At 44.7% G+C, this 17,142-nt stretch carries 16 protein-coding genes, 1 tRNA gene and 1 other RNA gene; 13 read left to right on the forward strand and 5 right to left on the reverse strand.

Annotated features, from left to right (window positions below):
* Positions 1-164 precede the first annotated feature (164 nt).
* Positions 165-249: transfer RNA gene (locus Q1A70_RS11800), tRNA-Tyr, on the reverse strand.
* A gap of 389 nt (positions 250-638) precedes the next feature.
* Here Q1A70_RS11800 and Q1A70_RS11805 point away from each other — a divergent pair.
* The 3 genes from Q1A70_RS11805 to Q1A70_RS11815 all read left to right on the forward strand — a co-directional run bounded on the left by Q1A70_RS11805 (position 639) and on the right by Q1A70_RS11815 (position 5,277).
* Positions 639-1,715, forward strand: coding sequence for an efflux RND transporter periplasmic adaptor subunit (locus Q1A70_RS11805; RefSeq protein WP_299691310.1), 1,077 nt, complete (start codon positions 639-641; stop codon positions 1,713-1,715).
* Complete coding sequence (vexH, locus tag Q1A70_RS11810; protein WP_299691307.1) at positions 1,715-4,828, forward strand: vibriobactin export RND transporter permease subunit VexH; 3,114 nt, start codon at positions 1,715-1,717, stop codon at positions 4,826-4,828. Before Q1A70_RS11805 ends, vexH begins: the two co-directional genes overlap by 1 nt.
* A 128-nt stretch (positions 4,829-4,956) precedes the next feature.
* Entirely contained in the window at positions 4,957-5,277 is a 321-nt protein-coding gene (locus Q1A70_RS11815) for a DUF1244 domain-containing protein (protein WP_299691304.1), read from the forward strand.
* A gap of 93 nt (positions 5,278-5,370) precedes the next feature.
* On the opposite strand, the gene Q1A70_RS11820 is transcribed toward Q1A70_RS11815, so the two are convergent.
* A complete protein-coding gene (locus tag Q1A70_RS11820; protein ID WP_299691301.1) occupies positions 5,371-6,438 on the reverse strand; it encodes a PLP-dependent cysteine synthase family protein in 1,068 nt (355 codons plus the stop codon).
* Between the two features lie 129 nt (positions 6,439-6,567).
* Between Q1A70_RS11820 and Q1A70_RS11825 the strand changes: the two genes are divergently transcribed.
* Both Q1A70_RS11825 and Q1A70_RS11830 read left to right on the forward strand, forming a co-directional pair.
* Positions 6,568-7,041: an Lrp/AsnC family transcriptional regulator gene (locus Q1A70_RS11825; protein WP_299691298.1), complete on the forward strand. Its 474-nt coding sequence runs from the start codon at positions 6,568-6,570 to the stop codon at positions 7,039-7,041.
* 135 nt (positions 7,042-7,176) lie between these two features.
* Positions 7,177-7,842 (forward strand): hypothetical protein, encoded by a 666-nt coding sequence (locus Q1A70_RS11830; RefSeq protein ID WP_299691295.1) that lies wholly within the window; start codon positions 7,177-7,179, stop codon positions 7,840-7,842.
* 185 nt (positions 7,843-8,027) lie between these two features.
* On the opposite strand, the gene tesB is transcribed toward Q1A70_RS11830, so the two are convergent.
* The gene (gene tesB / locus Q1A70_RS11835; protein ID WP_299691292.1) at positions 8,028-8,888 is read right to left on the reverse strand and encodes an acyl-CoA thioesterase II; all 861 of its coding nucleotides are present in this window, start codon (positions 8,886-8,888) and stop codon (positions 8,028-8,030) included.
* A 167-nt stretch (positions 8,889-9,055) separates the two neighbouring features.
* On the opposite strand from tesB, the gene Q1A70_RS11840 reads away from it, so the two are divergent.
* Positions 9,056-9,496, forward strand: coding sequence for a YbaY family lipoprotein (locus tag Q1A70_RS11840; protein WP_299691290.1), 441 nt, complete (start codon positions 9,056-9,058; stop codon positions 9,494-9,496).
* A gap of 75 nt (positions 9,497-9,571) precedes the next feature.
* Here Q1A70_RS11840 and Q1A70_RS11845 read toward each other — a convergent pair whose 3' ends face one another.
* The gene (locus tag Q1A70_RS11845) at positions 9,572-9,874 is read right to left on the reverse strand and encodes an MGMT family protein (RefSeq protein ID WP_299691287.1); all 303 of its coding nucleotides are present in this window, start codon (positions 9,872-9,874) and stop codon (positions 9,572-9,574) included.
* A 51-nt stretch (positions 9,875-9,925) separates the two neighbouring features.
* On the opposite strand from Q1A70_RS11845, the gene Q1A70_RS11850 reads away from it, so the two are divergent.
* The 5 genes from Q1A70_RS11850 (at position 9,926) to Q1A70_RS11870 (ending at position 14,700) form a co-directional block, all read left to right on the forward strand.
* A complete protein-coding gene (locus Q1A70_RS11850) occupies positions 9,926-10,669 on the forward strand; it encodes a hypothetical protein (protein WP_299691284.1) in 744 nt (247 codons plus the stop codon).
* 243 nt (positions 10,670-10,912) lie between these two features.
* Positions 10,913-11,009: signal recognition particle sRNA small type (ffs, locus tag Q1A70_RS11855), an RNA gene on the forward strand.
* A gap of 120 nt (positions 11,010-11,129) precedes the next feature.
* Positions 11,130-11,753, forward strand: a complete 624-nt coding sequence (locus Q1A70_RS11860; protein WP_299691280.1) for a TnsA endonuclease N-terminal domain-containing protein — start codon at positions 11,130-11,132, stop codon at positions 11,751-11,753.
* A gap of 2 nt (positions 11,754-11,755) precedes the next feature.
* Positions 11,756-13,633, forward strand: a complete 1,878-nt coding sequence (locus Q1A70_RS11865) for a Mu transposase C-terminal domain-containing protein (protein WP_299691277.1) — start codon at positions 11,756-11,758, stop codon at positions 13,631-13,633.
* Positions 13,634-13,650: 17 nt separating this feature from the next.
* Positions 13,651-14,700, forward strand: a complete 1,050-nt coding sequence (locus tag Q1A70_RS11870) for a TniB family NTP-binding protein (protein ID WP_299691313.1) — start codon at positions 13,651-13,653, stop codon at positions 14,698-14,700.
* A gap of 22 nt (positions 14,701-14,722) precedes the next feature.
* Here the strand turns inward: Q1A70_RS11870 and Q1A70_RS11875 are convergent, their stop codons facing one another.
* Positions 14,723-15,028 carry a helix-turn-helix transcriptional regulator gene (locus tag Q1A70_RS11875; RefSeq protein WP_299691274.1) on the reverse strand — a complete coding sequence of 102 codons (306 nt, stop codon included), beginning with the start codon at positions 15,026-15,028 and terminating at the stop codon, positions 14,723-14,725.
* A gap of 101 nt (positions 15,029-15,129) precedes the next feature.
* On the opposite strand from Q1A70_RS11875, the gene Q1A70_RS11880 reads away from it, so the two are divergent.
* Positions 15,130-15,675, forward strand: a complete 546-nt coding sequence (locus Q1A70_RS11880; RefSeq protein ID WP_299691271.1) for a hypothetical protein — start codon at positions 15,130-15,132, stop codon at positions 15,673-15,675.
* Positions 15,669-17,048: a DEAD/DEAH box helicase family protein gene (locus tag Q1A70_RS11885; protein WP_299691268.1), complete on the forward strand. Its 1,380-nt coding sequence runs from the start codon at positions 15,669-15,671 to the stop codon at positions 17,046-17,048. Before Q1A70_RS11880 ends, Q1A70_RS11885 begins: the two co-directional genes overlap by 7 nt.
* The last annotated feature ends 94 nt before the right edge of the window (positions 17,049-17,142 follow it).

The raw sequence follows: 17,142 nt of genomic DNA on the forward strand, positions 1-17,142 counted from the left end.
CCATCGAAGGCAGTGCCGGCAGATTTACAGTCTGCTCCCTTTGGCCACTCGGGAACCCCTCCAGGGTGTGTCTTACTTTTCACAAAGTAAGCCTAAATTGATGTTTTCCCATAAGCCCATCAACTAGGTTGTTCTCTTAACTCTTAAAAGAGGTAAGAAGAATATGGTGGAGGGAGACGGATTCGAACCATCGAAGGCGGAGCCGGCAGATTTACAGTCTGCTCCCTTTGGCCACTCGGGAACCCCTCCAGGGTGTTTTTTCCTAACTCATAATGGATAGGCTAAAGAGATGTTTTTCCCAACGCATCTCTCAAGTGCGGAGCGCATCATAGCAAACCCGTTTAACCTGTAAAGCGTTTTTCTTATGGTTTTGTGTTGAATGCTGCCTTTTTGGGCAAAGATGGCGAAAAGTATGCATATTGCTCGGGAAGTGAACATTGTTGTCGACGTTTACGTACGTCTAGTTAGTCCCTTGAGGCCGTTGGTTTTCTATATTTTGTTGAGACGGGCGCGTGAGTGAAAAAACGTTAGTAGAATTTGATCTAGATTTACAATTCTTGACGTTACAGCATCCATCAGTTGATAGAATACGGTTAATTTCATTTATAGATGTTTAATCTTACTTGCAGACCATTATTATGAAGCATAGATCTATTTTAACCCTGCTTAGCTTGTCTATTTTTATGGCTTCTCCAGCCGTATTAGCAAAACGCAAAGGTCCTAGTACTGTCACTGTTATTACTGAACAGGTTGATATCCACCAAGTTAGCCAATCTCTTTCTTTGGTCGGTAAGTTAGAAGCCGAACAATCTGTGATGATCACCTCTGAAGTGGCGGGCAGAGTCGATTCTATTAACGTCAAAGCTAATCAAGAAGTCACCAAAGGTCAGATGTTGGTGAAACTCGATGATGACAAAGCCAAAGCCGCAGTTTCAGAAGCCAAAGCCTACCTAAAAGATGAGCAGCGTAAGCTTGCCGAGTTTGAACGCTTGGTGAAGCGTAATGCGATCACTCAAACGGAAATCGATGCACAGAAGACCAATGTTGAGATTGCGAATGCTCGTTTGGCTGCGGCAAATGCCAACTTAAAAGATCTTCATATCAGTGCGCCTTTCTCTGGCACGGTCGGCTTTATCGACTTTAGCCGAGGCAAAATGGTGACATCAGGAACTGAACTGGTGACTCTAGATGATCTATCTGTGATGCAGTTAGACCTGCAGATCCCAGAACGCTACCTTTCTATGTTATCAAAAGGTATGAAAGTCACCGCTCGCACTAGCGCGTGGGGTGATACTCAATTTACCGGAACAGTAGTTGGCATTGATTCTCGTATCAATGCAGAAACCTTGAACTTGCGAGTTCGAATTCACTTTGATAACAATAATGATTACCTAAAGCCAGGCATGTTAGTGGCGGCTGATATGGACTTCCCGCCGGTTGAAGCACCGATCGTCCCTGTACAAGCGTTGGAATACTCAGGCACTAAACGCTTTGTTTACGTGATTGGTGAAGACAATAAAGCGACTCGTACTGAAGTTTTCCTTGGCGCACGTATCGATAACGAAGTTGTGATCGAAAAGGGCATTGAGGTTGGTCAGAAGATCGTGGTGCAGGGCATTGTTAACATGCGAGATGGCATATTAGTTCAAGAGCTAGGTGATGAGCGTCCAACTCCGGATACTCTCGATAAGCCAGCACAAGAAGGTGCTAACTAATGTTGTTATCTGATGTTTCTGTAAAGAGACCAGTAGCGGCTATCGTATTGAGCCTGCTATTGGTTGTGTTTGGTATTGTCTCTTTCAGTAAGCTTGCCGTGCGCGAGATGCCCGATATTGAAAACCCTGTGGTATCGATCACGACTCGATATGAAGGCGCGTCTGCAACCATTATTGAGAGTCAAATCACCTCCAACCTTGAAGACCAGCTGTCCGGCATCAGTGGCATCGATGAAATCGAATCCACAACGCGCAACGGCATGTCGCGTATCACCATCACCTTTGAACTCGGTTATGACCTCAATACCGGTGTCAGTGATGTGCGTGATGCGGTGGCTCGTGCCCAGCGCTCATTACCCGATGAAGCCGACGATCCGATTGTTTATAAAAACAACGGTAGCGGTGAAGCCTCGGTTTATATCAACCTAAGTTCGACGGAGATGGACCGAACACAGCTAACCGATTACACCGAACGTGTGTTGATTGATCGCTTCAGTTTGATCTCTGGTGTGAGCTCAGTCGATATCTCGGGCGGCTTATACAAGGTGATGTATGTGAAGCTCAAGCCTGCGTTGATGGCGGGTCGCGGTGTGACGGCTGCTGATATTACTGCGGCACTAAAGAGTGAGAACATTGAAAGCCCAGGTGGTGAAGTACGTAACGATGCGATTGTGATGTCGGTTCGTACCGCGCGCTCGTACGCCGAAGCTCAAGATTTTGAGTACTTAGTAGTTAAACGAGCCTCTGATAACACACCTATCTACTTGAAAGACGTAGCGGATGTTTACATTGGCGCTGAAAACGAGAACTCAACGTTCAAGAGTGACGGCATCGTTAACGTTAGCATGGGTATCGTGCCTCAATCAGATGCGAACCCGCTTGAGGTCGCTGACCTAGTCCACAAAGAAGTGGAGGCGGTTCAAAAGTTCTTGCCTGATGGTACGCGCCTAGCAGTTGATTACGATTCAACGGTGTTTATCGACCGTTCTATCTCTGAGGTATATAGCACACTGTTTATTACCGGTGGCTTGGTTATCCTCGTACTCTACATCTTTATTGGTCAAGCCCGCGCTACGTTGATCCCAGCAGTGACGGTTCCGGTTTCGTTGATTTCATCGTTTATTGCTGCGTACTATTTCGGATTCTCGATCAACCTTATCACCTTGATGGCATTGATCCTGTCTATCGGTTTGGTTGTTGATGACGCCATCGTGGTGGTTGAAAATATTTTCCACCATATCGAGCGTGGTGAATCGCCACTGCTTGCTGCTTATAAAGGAACTCGTGAAGTCGGCTTTGCGGTTATCGCGACCACGCTGGTATTGGTGATGGTATTCCTGCCAATTTCGTTCATGGATGGCATGGTAGGCCTACTGTTTACAGAATTCTCGGTATTGCTGGCAATGTCGGTGATCTTCTCATCCATCGTCGCATTAACCTTAACGCCGGTGCTCGGCAGTAAAATTCTAAAAGGCAATGTTAAACCGAACCGCTTTAACCTCTTTGTTGAGCGTGTTTTCGGTAAGTTAGAGCAAGGCTATCGGAGCGCGCTGGGCCGTGCGTTAGGTTGGCGTTGGGCGGCACCGGTCATCATTATTGCGTGTATGGGTGGCAGCTATGGCTTGATGCAACAAGTGCCTTCACAATTGACGCCACAAGAAGACCGAGGCGTAATCTTTGCGTTTGTGCGTGGTGCAGATGCCACCAGTTACAACCGTATGTCGGCCAACATGGAGCTTGTTGAAGAGCGCCTAATGCCTCTGCTTGGTCAAGGTTTCTTGAAATCATTCAGTATTCAGTCACCAGCCTTTGGTGGTAATGCGGGCGACCAAACCGGCTTCGTTATCATGATCTTGGATGATTGGGATGAACGTGATGTTACCGCGCAGCAAGCCTTGAACGAAGTTCGTAAGTCTTTAGGTGATATTCCTGATGTGCGCGTTTTCCCCTTCATGCCTGGCTTTAAAGGTGGTTCAAGTGAGCCGGTTCAATTCGTTTTAGGCGGGTCGGATTACACCGAGCTTCAAAAATGGGGGGAGCTGTTAAAGCAAGCAGCGGAAGATTCGCCAATGATGGAAGGCGCGGATATCGATTACTCTGAGAAAACGCCAGAGCTATTGGTCTCGGTTGACAAGCAGCGTGCAGCAGAGCTTGGTGTGAGTGTTTCAGACATTTCAGATACGCTAGAAATCATGCTCGGCGGCCGCAGTGAAACCACGTTCGTTGAGCGTGGTGAAGAGTACGATGTTTACTTGCGTGGTGACGAAAACAGCTTCAACAACGCGAACGATTTAAGCCAAATCTACATGCGAACTCAGTCGGGTGAATTGGTGACGCTCGATACCCTGACCGATATTGAAGAAGTGGCTTCAGCGATCCGTTTATCGCACTACAATAAGCAAAAATCGGTCACCGTCAAAGCAAACCTCATGGAAGGCTACACGTTGGGTGATGCTCTTGATTTCCTTGATGAGCAAGCCATTGAGCATCTTCCGGGCGATATCTCCGTGAGCTACTCGGGCGAGTCAAAAGACTTCAAAGAGAACCAGTCGAGCATCTTAGTGGTGTTTGCGTTAGCGATGCTAGTTGCGTATTTGGTTTTGGCAGCGCAGTTCGAGAGCTTCATTAACCCGCTGGTGGTGATGTTCACTGTTCCGATGGGGATCTTTGGCGGCTTCTTAGGCTTGGTATTCATGAGTCAAGGGCTCAACGTATACAGCCAGATTGGCATGATCATGCTGATCGGTATGGTGACCAAGAACGGCATCTTGATCGTTGAGTTTGCCAACCAACTTCGCGATCGTGGCATTGAGTTTGAAAAAGCGATCATTGATGCGGCAGCGCGACGCTTACGTCCTATCATGATGACCGCGTTTACGACGCTGGCGGGTGCGATCCCATTGATCATCTCGACGGGCGCGGGTTACGAAAGCCGCGTGGCTGTGGGTACGGTGATCTTCTTTGGTATGGGCTTTGCGACCTTGGTGACGCTGTTCGTTATTCCAGCGATGTATCGACTGATTTCAGGGACCACTCGTGCGCCAGGCCACGTCGAAGCGGAGCTAAACAAACAGCTCAGCCATGACAATGTGGGACGAGCCTCTCACGGTTAATACGTTGAAATAATCTAAGCTTATTGAAAAGCCTGCATTTGCTCCTAGCGAATCGCAGGTTTTTTTTGTATAACAAACAGAGCTCAATGAATGAATATAATAAAATTAATCGAATGAAGGAAAGTAAAGTGGCTGAATTCAAATACAAAAATCTTTCTCAAGAACAGCAAGATAAGCTCGATGCAGCAGCCTTTCGCCGACTGTTAGCACACCTCGACAATAACAAAGATGTGCAGAATATTGACCTGATGATCTTGGCGGGTTTCTGCCGTAACTGTTTTAGTAAGTGGTACAAAGCGGAAGCAGAACAACAAGGCCTAGACTTAGATATCGATGACGCACGTGAGCGCGTATACGGCATGACTTATGATGAGTGGAAACAAAACCACCAACCAAAAGCTACGCCAGCTCAGCTTGCGGCGTTCGAAGCGAAGCAAAAGCCAGAGTGATCTTTCTCGTTAGTGATTGATTAATAGAATAAAAGAGCCCTTGATGGGCTCTTTCATTTTGAGCATATCAGACTAGCCCGGTTCGCGTAGGACTTAAGCAAGCTCACCCGTTTTCGTGAACGCTTCTAGCTGTGCAGCGAAGGGCTGGAGATCTCCAATATTGTGGCTGACCCACTCATCATTGAAATAGGTGTCGAGATAACGCTCACCACTGTCACACAGTAGCGTCACGATAGATCCCGTTTCGCCACGCGCTTTCATCTCGCTTGCCAGCTGAAGTACACCATACATATTAGTGCCAGTTGATGCGCCAACCTTGCGGCCAAGCATATCAGACAGCCAATGTGTGGTGGCGATACTGGCGGCATCTGGGATTTTACGCATCTCATCTATCACACCAGCAATGAAGCTTGGCTCGGCTCGCGGGCGGCCAATGCCTTCAATTTTGCTGAATGTTTCACTGGTTACAGTAGCATTCCCCGTGGTGAAAAATTCATGGAATACCGAGTGTTCAGGATCGACCACACACAATTTGGTTTGATGCTGTTGGTAGCGGATGAAACGGCCAATGGTCGCCGAAGTGCCCCCGGTGCCCGGACTCATGACCACCCAAGTTGGGATAGGGTGATCTTCCATCTGCATTTGGTTGAAAATCGAGTTGGCGATGTTGTTGTTTCCGCGCCAGTCAGTCGCTCGTTCTGCGTAAGTAAATTGATCCATGTAGTGACCATTAAGCTCCTGCGCTAAGCGGTGCGATTCAGCGTAGATTTGGTCAGAGCGATCAACCAGATGCGCTTTGCCGCCATAGAATTCAATCTGCTCTATCTTTTTCTTCGCAGTGCGTTTGGGCATGACTGCGATAAACGGAAGGCCAAGTAACCGTGCAAAGTAGGCTTCAGAAACCGCAGTGCTACCCGAAGACGATTCAATGATCGTGGTTTCTGGGCCAACCCAACCATTACAAATAGCATAGAGGAAAAGAGAACGTGCTAAACGGTGCTTTAATGATCCTGTCGGGTGGGTACTTTCATCTTTAAGGTAAATATCAATGCCTTGCACGCTGGGTAGCTCAAGCTTGATGAGGTGCGTATCCGCAGAGCGTTGGTAATCGGCTTCAATTTTACGAATCGCATTGTTAATCCATTGGTGATCTGTACACATCGACGTTCTCCTGATCTTGAGTCGGAATTTGTTGTAATAGGAATAGGGATAATTTAGCGGCATTCAAAGAGAAAAACTTTGCCATATTTGCTTTGATTTGCTTGAATTGTAGAAAATAATTCTATTTAAATGAATTTTGGTGAAATTTTGATAGATGCCATAGATAAAAAAATCTTAGGATTACTGCAACAAGACAGCACGCTGTCACTGAATGACATTTCTGAAGCGGTCAATCTCACCACAACCCCTTGTTGGAAAAGACTTAAGCGTCTTGAAGATAATGGTATTATTGAGAAAAGAGTCGCGTTATTGAATCCCGAAAAACTCGATCTTTCCTTTACGGCATTCGTATTGGTCAAAACCAGTGACCACTCGCATGAATGGTATGGACGGTTTGTGAGTACGGTGTCGGAATTTCCTGAGGTGATGGAGTTCTATCGTATGGCGGGCGAGTATGACTATATGATGAAGGTACAGGTCAAAGACATGAAGTGCTTTGATGATTTTTACAAACGCTTGGTCAACAGCATCGATGGAATCTCCAACGTGACGTCCACTTTTGCCATGGAGCCATTGAAGTACACTACTGCACTACCGCTTTAATGCTTGTTTTACAGCTAGTTTTGTTTCATGTTAGTCAAGTAAAGGTTCATAGAACCAGCGAAACTTAGAGCTGATAATTAATACGCGAGAGCGAGTCAAAAATAAGCTAGGAATCGATCAAGAAAAGGATTTTTCATGTTTGCAAAAGTATCAACCGCTATCCAATTGGTGTTGGCTGTGGCCATTTTTTACTTAGGTTACACCCTCTATTCGTTTACCAATAAAGTTGGAGAAATCGTCGATACGTACCCGCAGGTTATCGAAGACTTATCAATACTGACTAAAGGTTTGAAAGTTGAAGAATGGTTAGTCTTTGCAGAGCATGTGGATGAGTTGGCACCACAAGTGTTAGAGACCGTTGAAGAGGTTCGAAAAACCATCGAACAAGTGAATCACACCGCCTCATCAGTCGACAGTAAGATCCCCGCCATTTTAGAAGAAGTAAAAAGCGTGACAACCGAGGTAAGGTTGGTTAGAACCGATGTCATACCTGCAACCTTGACCGAGCTGGAGCGATACCGTGTGGATGTGATGCCGCCGATACTGGTTGAGAGCCAGTCTTACCGCGAGCAAACCATTCCGGCGATCGTTACTGAATCGGAAATGCTCAGAGCCGAAGTACCAGCTATTTTGGTACAAGCCAATGTACTAGTCGATAAGAGTAAAGCCTTGGCTCAGGGGGCTGCCGAAGGGGCCGTGAAAGGTGTGGTGCTGTCACCATTTAATCTGTTGCGCGATGCGGGCGATGGTATTAAAACGCGAGTTCAAGGTGAGTCTACTTTTATACTCGAAGAAGATTAGAGGTCTCTAAGCAAAATAGAGTGCTCGAAGCAGAGCAGAGGATAGTTTTGGATTAAGTGGCCAATGGCGGCTATCGCAGTGTTGTCTCAACCTAAAAAATATTGAAATCAAAGGGGCTAGGTATCACACCTAGCCCCTTTTTCATTTGGTTATTTCCTACTCACGACTTGCTAAGCGTTTACTGGTTATTTGGTAAAACGCATGACGCCTTCTTGAACTGCAGTTGCGACTAATTCACCTTGTTGGTTAAATATCTCGCCACGAACAAGGCCTCGCGTATTCGCTGCCGTCGGGCTTTCAATCGCATACAGGAGCCACTCATCCATTTTAAAGGGACGGTGGAACCAGATAGAGTGATCAATCGTCGCGACTTGGAATTTTGGTGTCATTAGCGAGACTTCATGCGGGTGTAATGCCGTCACCAAAAATCCCCAATCTGACGCATACGCCAGCAGATATTGGTGAATTAAGTGATTGCCTGGTAGCGCACCATTGGCTCTCACCCAAAGATATTGTTTCGCCTCGGTTTTTCTCGGTTGAAGTGGGTTAACAACCGTGACAGGGCGCATTTCAATCGGCTTTTCACTGCAGAAAGCTCTACGCATCTTTTCAGGTAAAAATTCGGCGATGTGGCTAGCGAGTTCGGTTTCAGAGACGAAATTTTCAGGCCCTGGGATATCTGGCATTGCATTTTGGTGTTCAAACCCAGGCTCATCGCCATGATAAGATGCGGTGAGGTAGAAAATCGGGCGACCGTTTTGAATCGCCTTCACGCGACGCGTACTGAAGCTGCGCCCATCTCTTAGGTTTTCAACATCGTAAATGATTGGTTTTTCAGGATCGCCGGGAAATAGAAAGTAACTATGGAATGAGTGGACACTTCGGTCATCTTGTACGGTATAGCGAGCAGCGGATAGCGCTTGTCCTAATACCTGACCGCCGTACACTTGCGGCAGACCTAGGTTCTCGCTTTGCCCTCGGAATAAACCTTCTTCTAGCTTTTCTAGCTGAAGTAAACTCAGTAATTCTTGTAAAGGTTGACTCATCGCCCGCATACCTCTTCGTAAAATGAGTGTTAGATTAGTGCGCTAATCGCTTAACTCAGTTAAATATCTGTCAATAAATCATAGGGTTTCAAGACAGAATATCAAAGCTTTCTTATAATTGTCGTTAGATTTGTCGAGTCCGGCAAGCATGTTGAGAGAAATTAAATATGAAAAAGGCTCTAATTCTAATCACGTCTTTGGTCTCGTTTGGCTTACTTGTGGGTTGTCAAGCAACAACAGGAGCGAATGCTTCTCAAGAAGCGGTAGCACAGTACACACAAGTGATTTCTGGCACGGTCGCTTATCGTGAAAGAATTGCATTGCCAGATAATGCCGTTGTCACTGTGACATTGGAAGATGTGTCACTGGCTGATGCCCCATCGCAAGTTATTGCGACTCAAGAATTCACAACAGATGGTAAGCAAGTTCCGTTCGCATTCGAACTTGGCTACGACGACGACAAGATCAACGCAACTCACCGCTATAATCTACGTGCAACAATTCATGTTGACGGTCAACTTCGTTTCACGACCGACACTATTCGCTCTGTCATTACCGACGTTGAAAACACTCAACACGTAGACCTGCGCTTGGTCGGCGTTCGTTAATTTAGATTTGGGTGCCATTGTTAAGGTTTGTTCTTTAACGCAACTTGGCTAGTGAATAAGTGATTGATGGCAGCTCTAGGGCTGCCATTTGTATATCCGGAGTTTTACTTTACCAGTGTCGCTGACTTTAATCCCTTCTTCGAGCAGGTGCTGCTTTTGGCGATCAAACGAATCTCCCTTCAAAGAGATCTCCCCTTTACTGTTGATCACCCGATACCAAGGTAGCTTGCTGCCTTCCGGTAAATTGCCCAATGCTTTTCCAACATGGCGTGCGTAGCCAGGAAATCCTGAAAAACGTGCTATGTCTCCATAAGTTGTGACTTTTCCATATGGAATTTGGTGGATCACTGCAAAGATTTGGGTCAAAAATTGGTCCATACTAATTGTTCCTAGTTCATTAATACCACGGATCGGTAGAAGGAGATGGCTATGGTATTTTCAACGTTTCAGTTCTTGATAACCACATTATTGGCGGTTGTTTGTGCGAGAGCAATCAGTTTAAGCGGCGGGGACATCCCTGTGCTTGCAATGGTGATCCCGGCACTGTGGATTTTACCTCAAGGCGGCATTGCAGGATTAGCTTTGCTCGCGTCGATGACAGCTTATGGTTTAACCTTACCCCTGCAACCTATTACGCTTTCAGTCAGTGTCTGGGTGCTCTTCCCGCTGCTGATGGTGGTTTTTTCAAAGCGCAGTAGCCTATCGGTCGTGATCATATCCGGTTTGATTGTCACGACCTTACAAGTGGGGATCATGGTCACGCAATCCGCCGGAAAGCTGGATGGATCCGCTTGGGTAACCCTAGTGCAAACCTTATCGATTATGGTCATCTGGTGGGCTGCAAATCACCTTAAACCTGTCAGCCGACACAGCTGGTGGTCACTTATCTTGATCCTTCCATTATGGGTCGCCGATTTGCCTTATGCCGCTTTAGTTGCCTTGTGCGTTACGGGCATTATGGCTTCGATGGAAGCGTTGACTCGCTTGAAGACCTTCCGCTGGAACAAGTTACTGTGTTGGACATTGCCGACGGCTGGCTTTGCTGCTCTGGTGATCAGCCCAAGCATCGAAGTGCCTAGCCCGGTATTTGTGGTGTGGTTATGCTTGCTGGGCACTGCGTGGATGACAGACTACATTCTTCGAACGGAAGAGAACGAAGACGCCGACCTCTAGTTGTGAGTTGGTAATGTCGTTTCTCCTGAACAGAGCTAAGCACTGGCAACTTGAATGAATGTGTTATGAAAAAAAGACAAAGGTGATGCTTTATCCGACAGTTTTACTGTGTGTTGAGTAAAGGGTAATCACTTGAACCACATTTGTTTAAAAAGAGTCGCTTTGTGCTTGCAATGGTTGCCGCGATGCTTAATAATCCAATCACTCTTTGAGGTAAGCCTCTTAGAAAAGAATCTATGGAGGCTCTGGTCCTCCCGCAACACTAACTTGTGAACTCGGTCAGGCCTGGAAGGGAGCAGCCGCAGCAGGCGACGTGTGTGCCGGGATGTGGCTGGGGCTTCCACCCTTCTGATGTTTGCAAACTAACTTAGCATAAATTGCAAAGAAGTTAGCAAATTTGCACTATAAGTCAGCATAGTCTATTTTTTGTTGTAGGTTTACAACAAAAGTGATGCGCACTATGTTCGACCAAACCAAAAAATCCTCTCACGTTCACAATATCTGCAAGTTCATGAGCTTGAAAAATGATGCTGTTGTCCGCACTCTCTCTGTTTTAGAGTTCGATTTTTGTTTCCATCTCGAATATAACCCTGATGTTAAAGGGTTCATATCTCAACCACACGGTTTTTATTACTATTTTAATGGTCGCAAGTGTCGTTATACGCCAGATTTTTTAGCCGATAATCATAACGACCAATCTACTCTTATTGAGGTTAAGCACTCAAGCCAGATTTTAAAACCAGACTTCAGGCTCCGATTTGCTGAAAAACAGCGAGTAGCACTAGAAGAACAAGGAAAACGCCTTGTTTTAGTGACAGAGAAACAAATTCGTATTGACCCAATATTTAGTAACTTAAAGCTGTTACATCGTTACTCTGGTTTGCATACCATCACTAAAGCGCAAAAGTCTGTTCTCGGATTTATACAACGTAGACAGAAAGTACAATTACGCGAAATCTCCGATCACTTAGGACTGTCTGAGCATGAAACTCTGATATCAACACTCTGCTGGCTATCGTCAGGGAGAGTTAAGACTGATATTAAAAGCTCTGATTTTGGTTTGAATAGCTACGTTTGGTGTTAGGTATGACGTCAGATTTTGATGACGTTTTTGGTTTCATTGATGAAATGGAAGCTTCTGCCAACGAAGCGGAATTAGTAACCCAAATACCGAGTGATTTATTTGAAGAAGATAAATCGTATCTCCCTTCCATTGATACCTATCCTGTAAAAACTCAACAAGAAGCATTACGACGTCTTAAAGTCATTCAATTTACTGAAAAACGTCTAAAAGGTGGGTGGACAAAAAAAAATCTTGTACCGATTTTAAATCAGGTTGAACAAGAGCTAGGGCTATCTCCACCGAGTTGGCGAGTTCTTGCCGGCTGGAAGAAAATGTATTTTGAATCAGGGAGAGCCGTTCTTTCGCTCATTCCTAAACACGCCCAAAAAGGAAATAGAACCTTTCATACAGATTCACAGTCGCTCATTGATGAAGCGATTGAAAAAAAATACCTGACTAAAGAGCGTTTAAGCGTTGCAGAGGCTTACCGCTATTACAAAAGCCGAGTAATTAAAGCCAATCAAGAAATAGTCGAAGGCAAAATCAAGCGAATTAGCCAAAGAGCATTTTATGACAGAGTGAATAGTTTACCACCCTATGATGTTGCAGTGGAAAGGTATGGAGAGCGATATGCAGATAGAGAATTTCGTTCTGTAGGCCAGCAAATAGAGGCGACGAAACCGATGGAGTACGTTGAAATTGACCATACTCCAGTCCCTGTCATACTGATTGATGATGAATTGGATATTCCATTAGGCCGCCCATATCTAACCATGCTCTATGACAGGTTTAGTAAGTGCATCGTCGGCTTCAGCGTTAACTTTAGAGAGCCTAGTTTTGATTCCGTCAGAAAAGCACTATTAAGTACTTTGCTAGACAAGCGCTGGGTAAGCGAAAAATATCCTTCAATAATAAACGATTGGCCATGTCATGGAAAAATAGACTATCTGGTCGTTGATAATGGTGCAGAGTTTTGGAGTGATAGCCTAGAGGACTCTTTGAGACCTTTGGTGTCGGATATTCAATACAGCCAAGCTGCCAAACCGTGGAGAAAGACCGGTATAGAAAAGTTATTTGATCTACTAAACAAGGGGTTGGTTAACGCTCTGCCTGGAAAAACATTCACAAATCCCACTCAGCTTAAAGATTACGACCCTAAAAAAGAGTCTGCCGTTAGAGTTTCTGTATTTATGGAGTTAATACATAAATGGGTTATCGACCGTTATCACATGGACTCTGATAGTCGAGAAAGGAATGTCCCTTATCATAAGTGGAATGAATCGAAATGGCTTCCAAATTTCTACCAAGGGCAAGCTGCGGCCGAGTTACGTATTGAGTTGGGGTTGTTAAGGCACCGGACGATAGGGATCGCTGGGATAAGGTTGCACAATTTGCGCTATCAATCGGATGAGCTCATAGAGTATCGAAAATACAATTCGGTTAATTCACAAGGGAAACTCTTCGTCAGGACAAAAACCGATCCGTCGGACATAAGCGCTATCTACGTTTTTCTTGAATCAGAAAAGAAATACATAAAAGTCCCAGCGGTTGATAACAGTGGGTATACCAATGGACTTTCGTTGTTCGAACATGAGCGAATTCAAAGAGTGCGCAGGTTGAATACCCGAAGCCTCGTCAATGAAGAGTCTTTAGCCGATACCTATCTCTATATGGAAGCTCTTATTGAAGGGGAAGCTGAGAGAATGCGTATTTCTAAAAACAAAAAGCTCACCCAACCTAAAACAGGGAACACTTCTAAGATTGCAAAATACAGAGATGTTGGCACGGAAGGACCTGGCTCAATCGTTAGAAAAACTGAAAGCAGTAATTCAGCATTAAACGTTGTTAGTACTCAACTATCATTGGACGATGATGATCTTGAAGAGATAGAGGGCTACTAATCGTGAATTTTACTTCCATGCAGTGTGAACAATTGAAAGCCTACGATAATTGTTTTATTGAGTACCCCGAAATTACGGAGATCTATTCGATATTTGACCAACTTCGCTTTAATCAATTACTAGGCGGTGAACCTGAGTCATTCCTATTAACAGGCGAATCGGGAAGTGGAAAAACCGCTTTGATCAATAACTACCTTTCACGCTTCAATACAGGAACGAGTTGGTCCAAGCAAACAGTCCTAAGTACCCGAATTCCTAGCCGAGTAAATGAACAAAATACTCTGACTCAATTTCTCGTTGATCTGGACTCAAAATCAGGAGGACGTTCAGTACGAAAGAGGAATGAAATTGCACTTGCTGAAGGAGTGGTAACTCAGTTAAAACGTAAATCTGTCGAGCTCATTATTGTTAATGAGATTCAAGAGCTTGTGGAGTTTTCGACTGCGGATGAAAGACAAACCATCGCTAATACATTTAAATATATCAGTGAGGAAGCCGGTGTATCCTTTGTATTGGTTGGAATGCCTTATGCTGATGTTATCGCGAAGGAGCCGCAGTGGAACTCTCGATTGAGTTGGCGCAGAGAAATCAATTATTTTAAATTGCTTCAGGTTGAAAGTGACGCGAAAAATATCAACACTCAATACAGTATTGATGCTAAACAAAAGAAACACTTTGCTAGATTTGTGGCTGGACTAGCCTCTAGAATGGGCTACGAGCAAACGCCAATACTGACTAAGAATGAAATTCTATATCCTTTGTTTTCAATGTGTCGTGGAGAGTGTCGAAGGCTCAAGCACTTTTTGAAAGATGCCATGATAATGAGCTTTAAAGAGAACAAAAGTACGTTGAATAAAGAAGTACTATCTAGGACATTCATACTGAAATTCCCCTATTTGGAGAACCCATTTGAATGTTCATTAGAACAGGTGATATTAGAGCAAATAGATAAAGGTTCAGCGTACAATACGAGAGCAATTACAGCAGAGGATAGGATTCTCACCCCCCGATTTACAGATGCATTACCGCTGAGTACGTTGTTAAGTACAAGTAGCCTGAAAGTATAAAACTGCGATGTTGATAACCAAATCATTGAGACGCTAGTTTTTCCAGCAACACCGCCTTCTCTTCATCACTCATCTTATCAATGGCGCACGCTAACTCAGCGCTCAATTCGTTCCTACAGAAAAAGTAGTTCAAGGGAACACCTAACTCTTCAGCCATACGTTCAAGCGTACCAATATCGGGTACATGTCTGCCTTTCTCGTAATGATTCATACGACCGCTAGCAGAACTCTGCTCCATACCAATTTTCACCCCTAAATCTTTTTGGGTGATCTTGGCTTTTTTACGCGCAGCTTTGAGCCTCGCTGGGATGGGGTTGTCTTTTTGCACTTACACATTTCTTTTCAACCTTTAGATAACTTAGATTGTCTAAGTTTTACTGATTTTTGTATACTTAGCAATCCTAAGTTTTTATTGCATGTAAGAGTCACATGAAGAAAGTAACCAGAATTAACCCTCATATGTTTAACCTATTGATTGAAAAAGGGATGGATAATTTCTCCGTCACAGAAGCTAGGGATGCTTTGCTAAACGGTGCTTCAACCTTTCCGAGCAAGGACGACGCTCGAAAGTATGTTTATAAGCAACTTCTATCATTTGAGGAGAAAGGCTGGCTTTCTGTCATTGGGTCTCGAAGAGACAAGCGCTACCATCAAACTAGCGAATTCAAAGCGCTTACAATTGAGCCTAGATCGGGGCGAAATAAGAAAGCTAAGGTCGATTCAATAGCTATTCAGACTCCAGAGTGCTTTCTAAATGCACTAGAGCAAGAGAAGAAACATCATGAAGGCGAACTGGCGATTACTTTGGGCGAGATTGAGGAATACCAATCGTTGTTAACGCGTTTTCCAAGCAACAAGCAAGATATGCAGCCGCTATTTAATGCAGCAAGAGAACGCTCAGCCAAGCTATTAGGCAGAATTAATGCACTAACCAACTGGATGCAAGTTGCCCAAAGTAAGGCTCCTCAATGTTAAGAGCATGGCAAGCCGAGTGTGCAGCTCAAGCTGTCGAGAAATTCACTTCAAACATGCATTCACACTTCTTCTGCCAAGCGACTCCTGGATCGGGTAAAACTGTTATGGCCGCCGAGGTTGCGAGTCGGTTATTTGAAATAGGCATGATTGACTTAGTACTGTGTTTCTCTCCTTCACTGACTGTTGCGGAAGGGATGCAAAAGACCTTTTCATGGAAGCTCGAATGTTCCTTTAATGGAGGTTTGGGTTCTCTTGGGGGCTCTTACACCTATCAATCCATCCGTTTTTTGGATGAAAACTTTTGGAGCACCGTCAGTAAGTATCGAGTACTAGTGGTATTTGATGAGATCCACCATTGTTCATTTGATGATGAGGGGCGGTCAAACTCATGGGGGCTAGAAATTGTCAGTAAGATCCAAGGCTTTGCTCGTTATACTCTGGCGCTATCGGGTACTCCTTGGCGTTCTGATCGACTACCGATTGTCATGGCTGAGTATTCAGATCCTGATGGCAAGGTTGTTTGCGATTACCAATACGGCTTGCAACAGGCCGTTGAAGATAAGGTATGCCGCCACCCTAAAATCGTTTTAATAGATAATGAACACCTGAGCGTTAAGGCTGGCAGTGACAATCAACACTTCGCTTCAATTCTTGATTGCCTTAAACAATCCGATGTCTCTTATCAAAGCGTCATCCACAACGAAGACGCTATGAATTACATATTGAATAGTGGTTGCCAAAAGCTAGCACAGATAAGGCAAGAATCCCCAAGTGCTGGAGGCTTGGTGGTCGCATCTTCTATTAAGCATGCCAAAGACATTCAAAAGCGACTTGTTGAGCACTTTAATCAATCAGCATGCATCGTGACTTATCATCACGATAATCCGTTACACGAAATTGAGTCTTTTCGTCACTCAAAGGTTCAGTGGATAGTCAGTGTTGGGATGATCAGTGAAGGAACGGATATTCCAAGGCTGCAGGTTTGCTGTCATATGAGTTCGGTAAAAACGGAACTGTACTTCAGGCAAGTGCTCGGGCGAATTTTAAGAATCAATGATTCCCCCAACCAAGAAGCGTGGTTGTATACTTTTGCTGAAGAGAGTTTGATTGGGTTTGCTGAAAGAATTGAGCAGGATATTCCAGAAGCTTGCATGTTGGTTAAGCATGATATCAATTTTGCAGCTTGCGAGAACCCTGCTTCAAAGTCAGAGTGCCAGCGGAGTGAGCGAAACGGTTTGACTCCTATCGCTGTAGAGAATGAAATCGTTTGGGAAAATAGAAGGGGCTCTACTGTAGAGCTACCTTCTTTACTGAATGAAGATCTTTACTTTGGAAACTTTAGACAAAGGATTTTATCGGCATTTTTGAACTGATTCGTTTACAGTCCAGGTACGACTTTGAAACTCGTATTTGGACAAAAGTGTTTTAGAGATATTGTAACTTTTAAGGTACGTTGGATTAGAAAAA

The sequence above is a fragment of the uncultured Vibrio sp. genome (genome assembly GCF_947488985.1).
GTDB lineage: Bacteria > Pseudomonadota > Gammaproteobacteria > Enterobacterales > Vibrionaceae > Vibrio.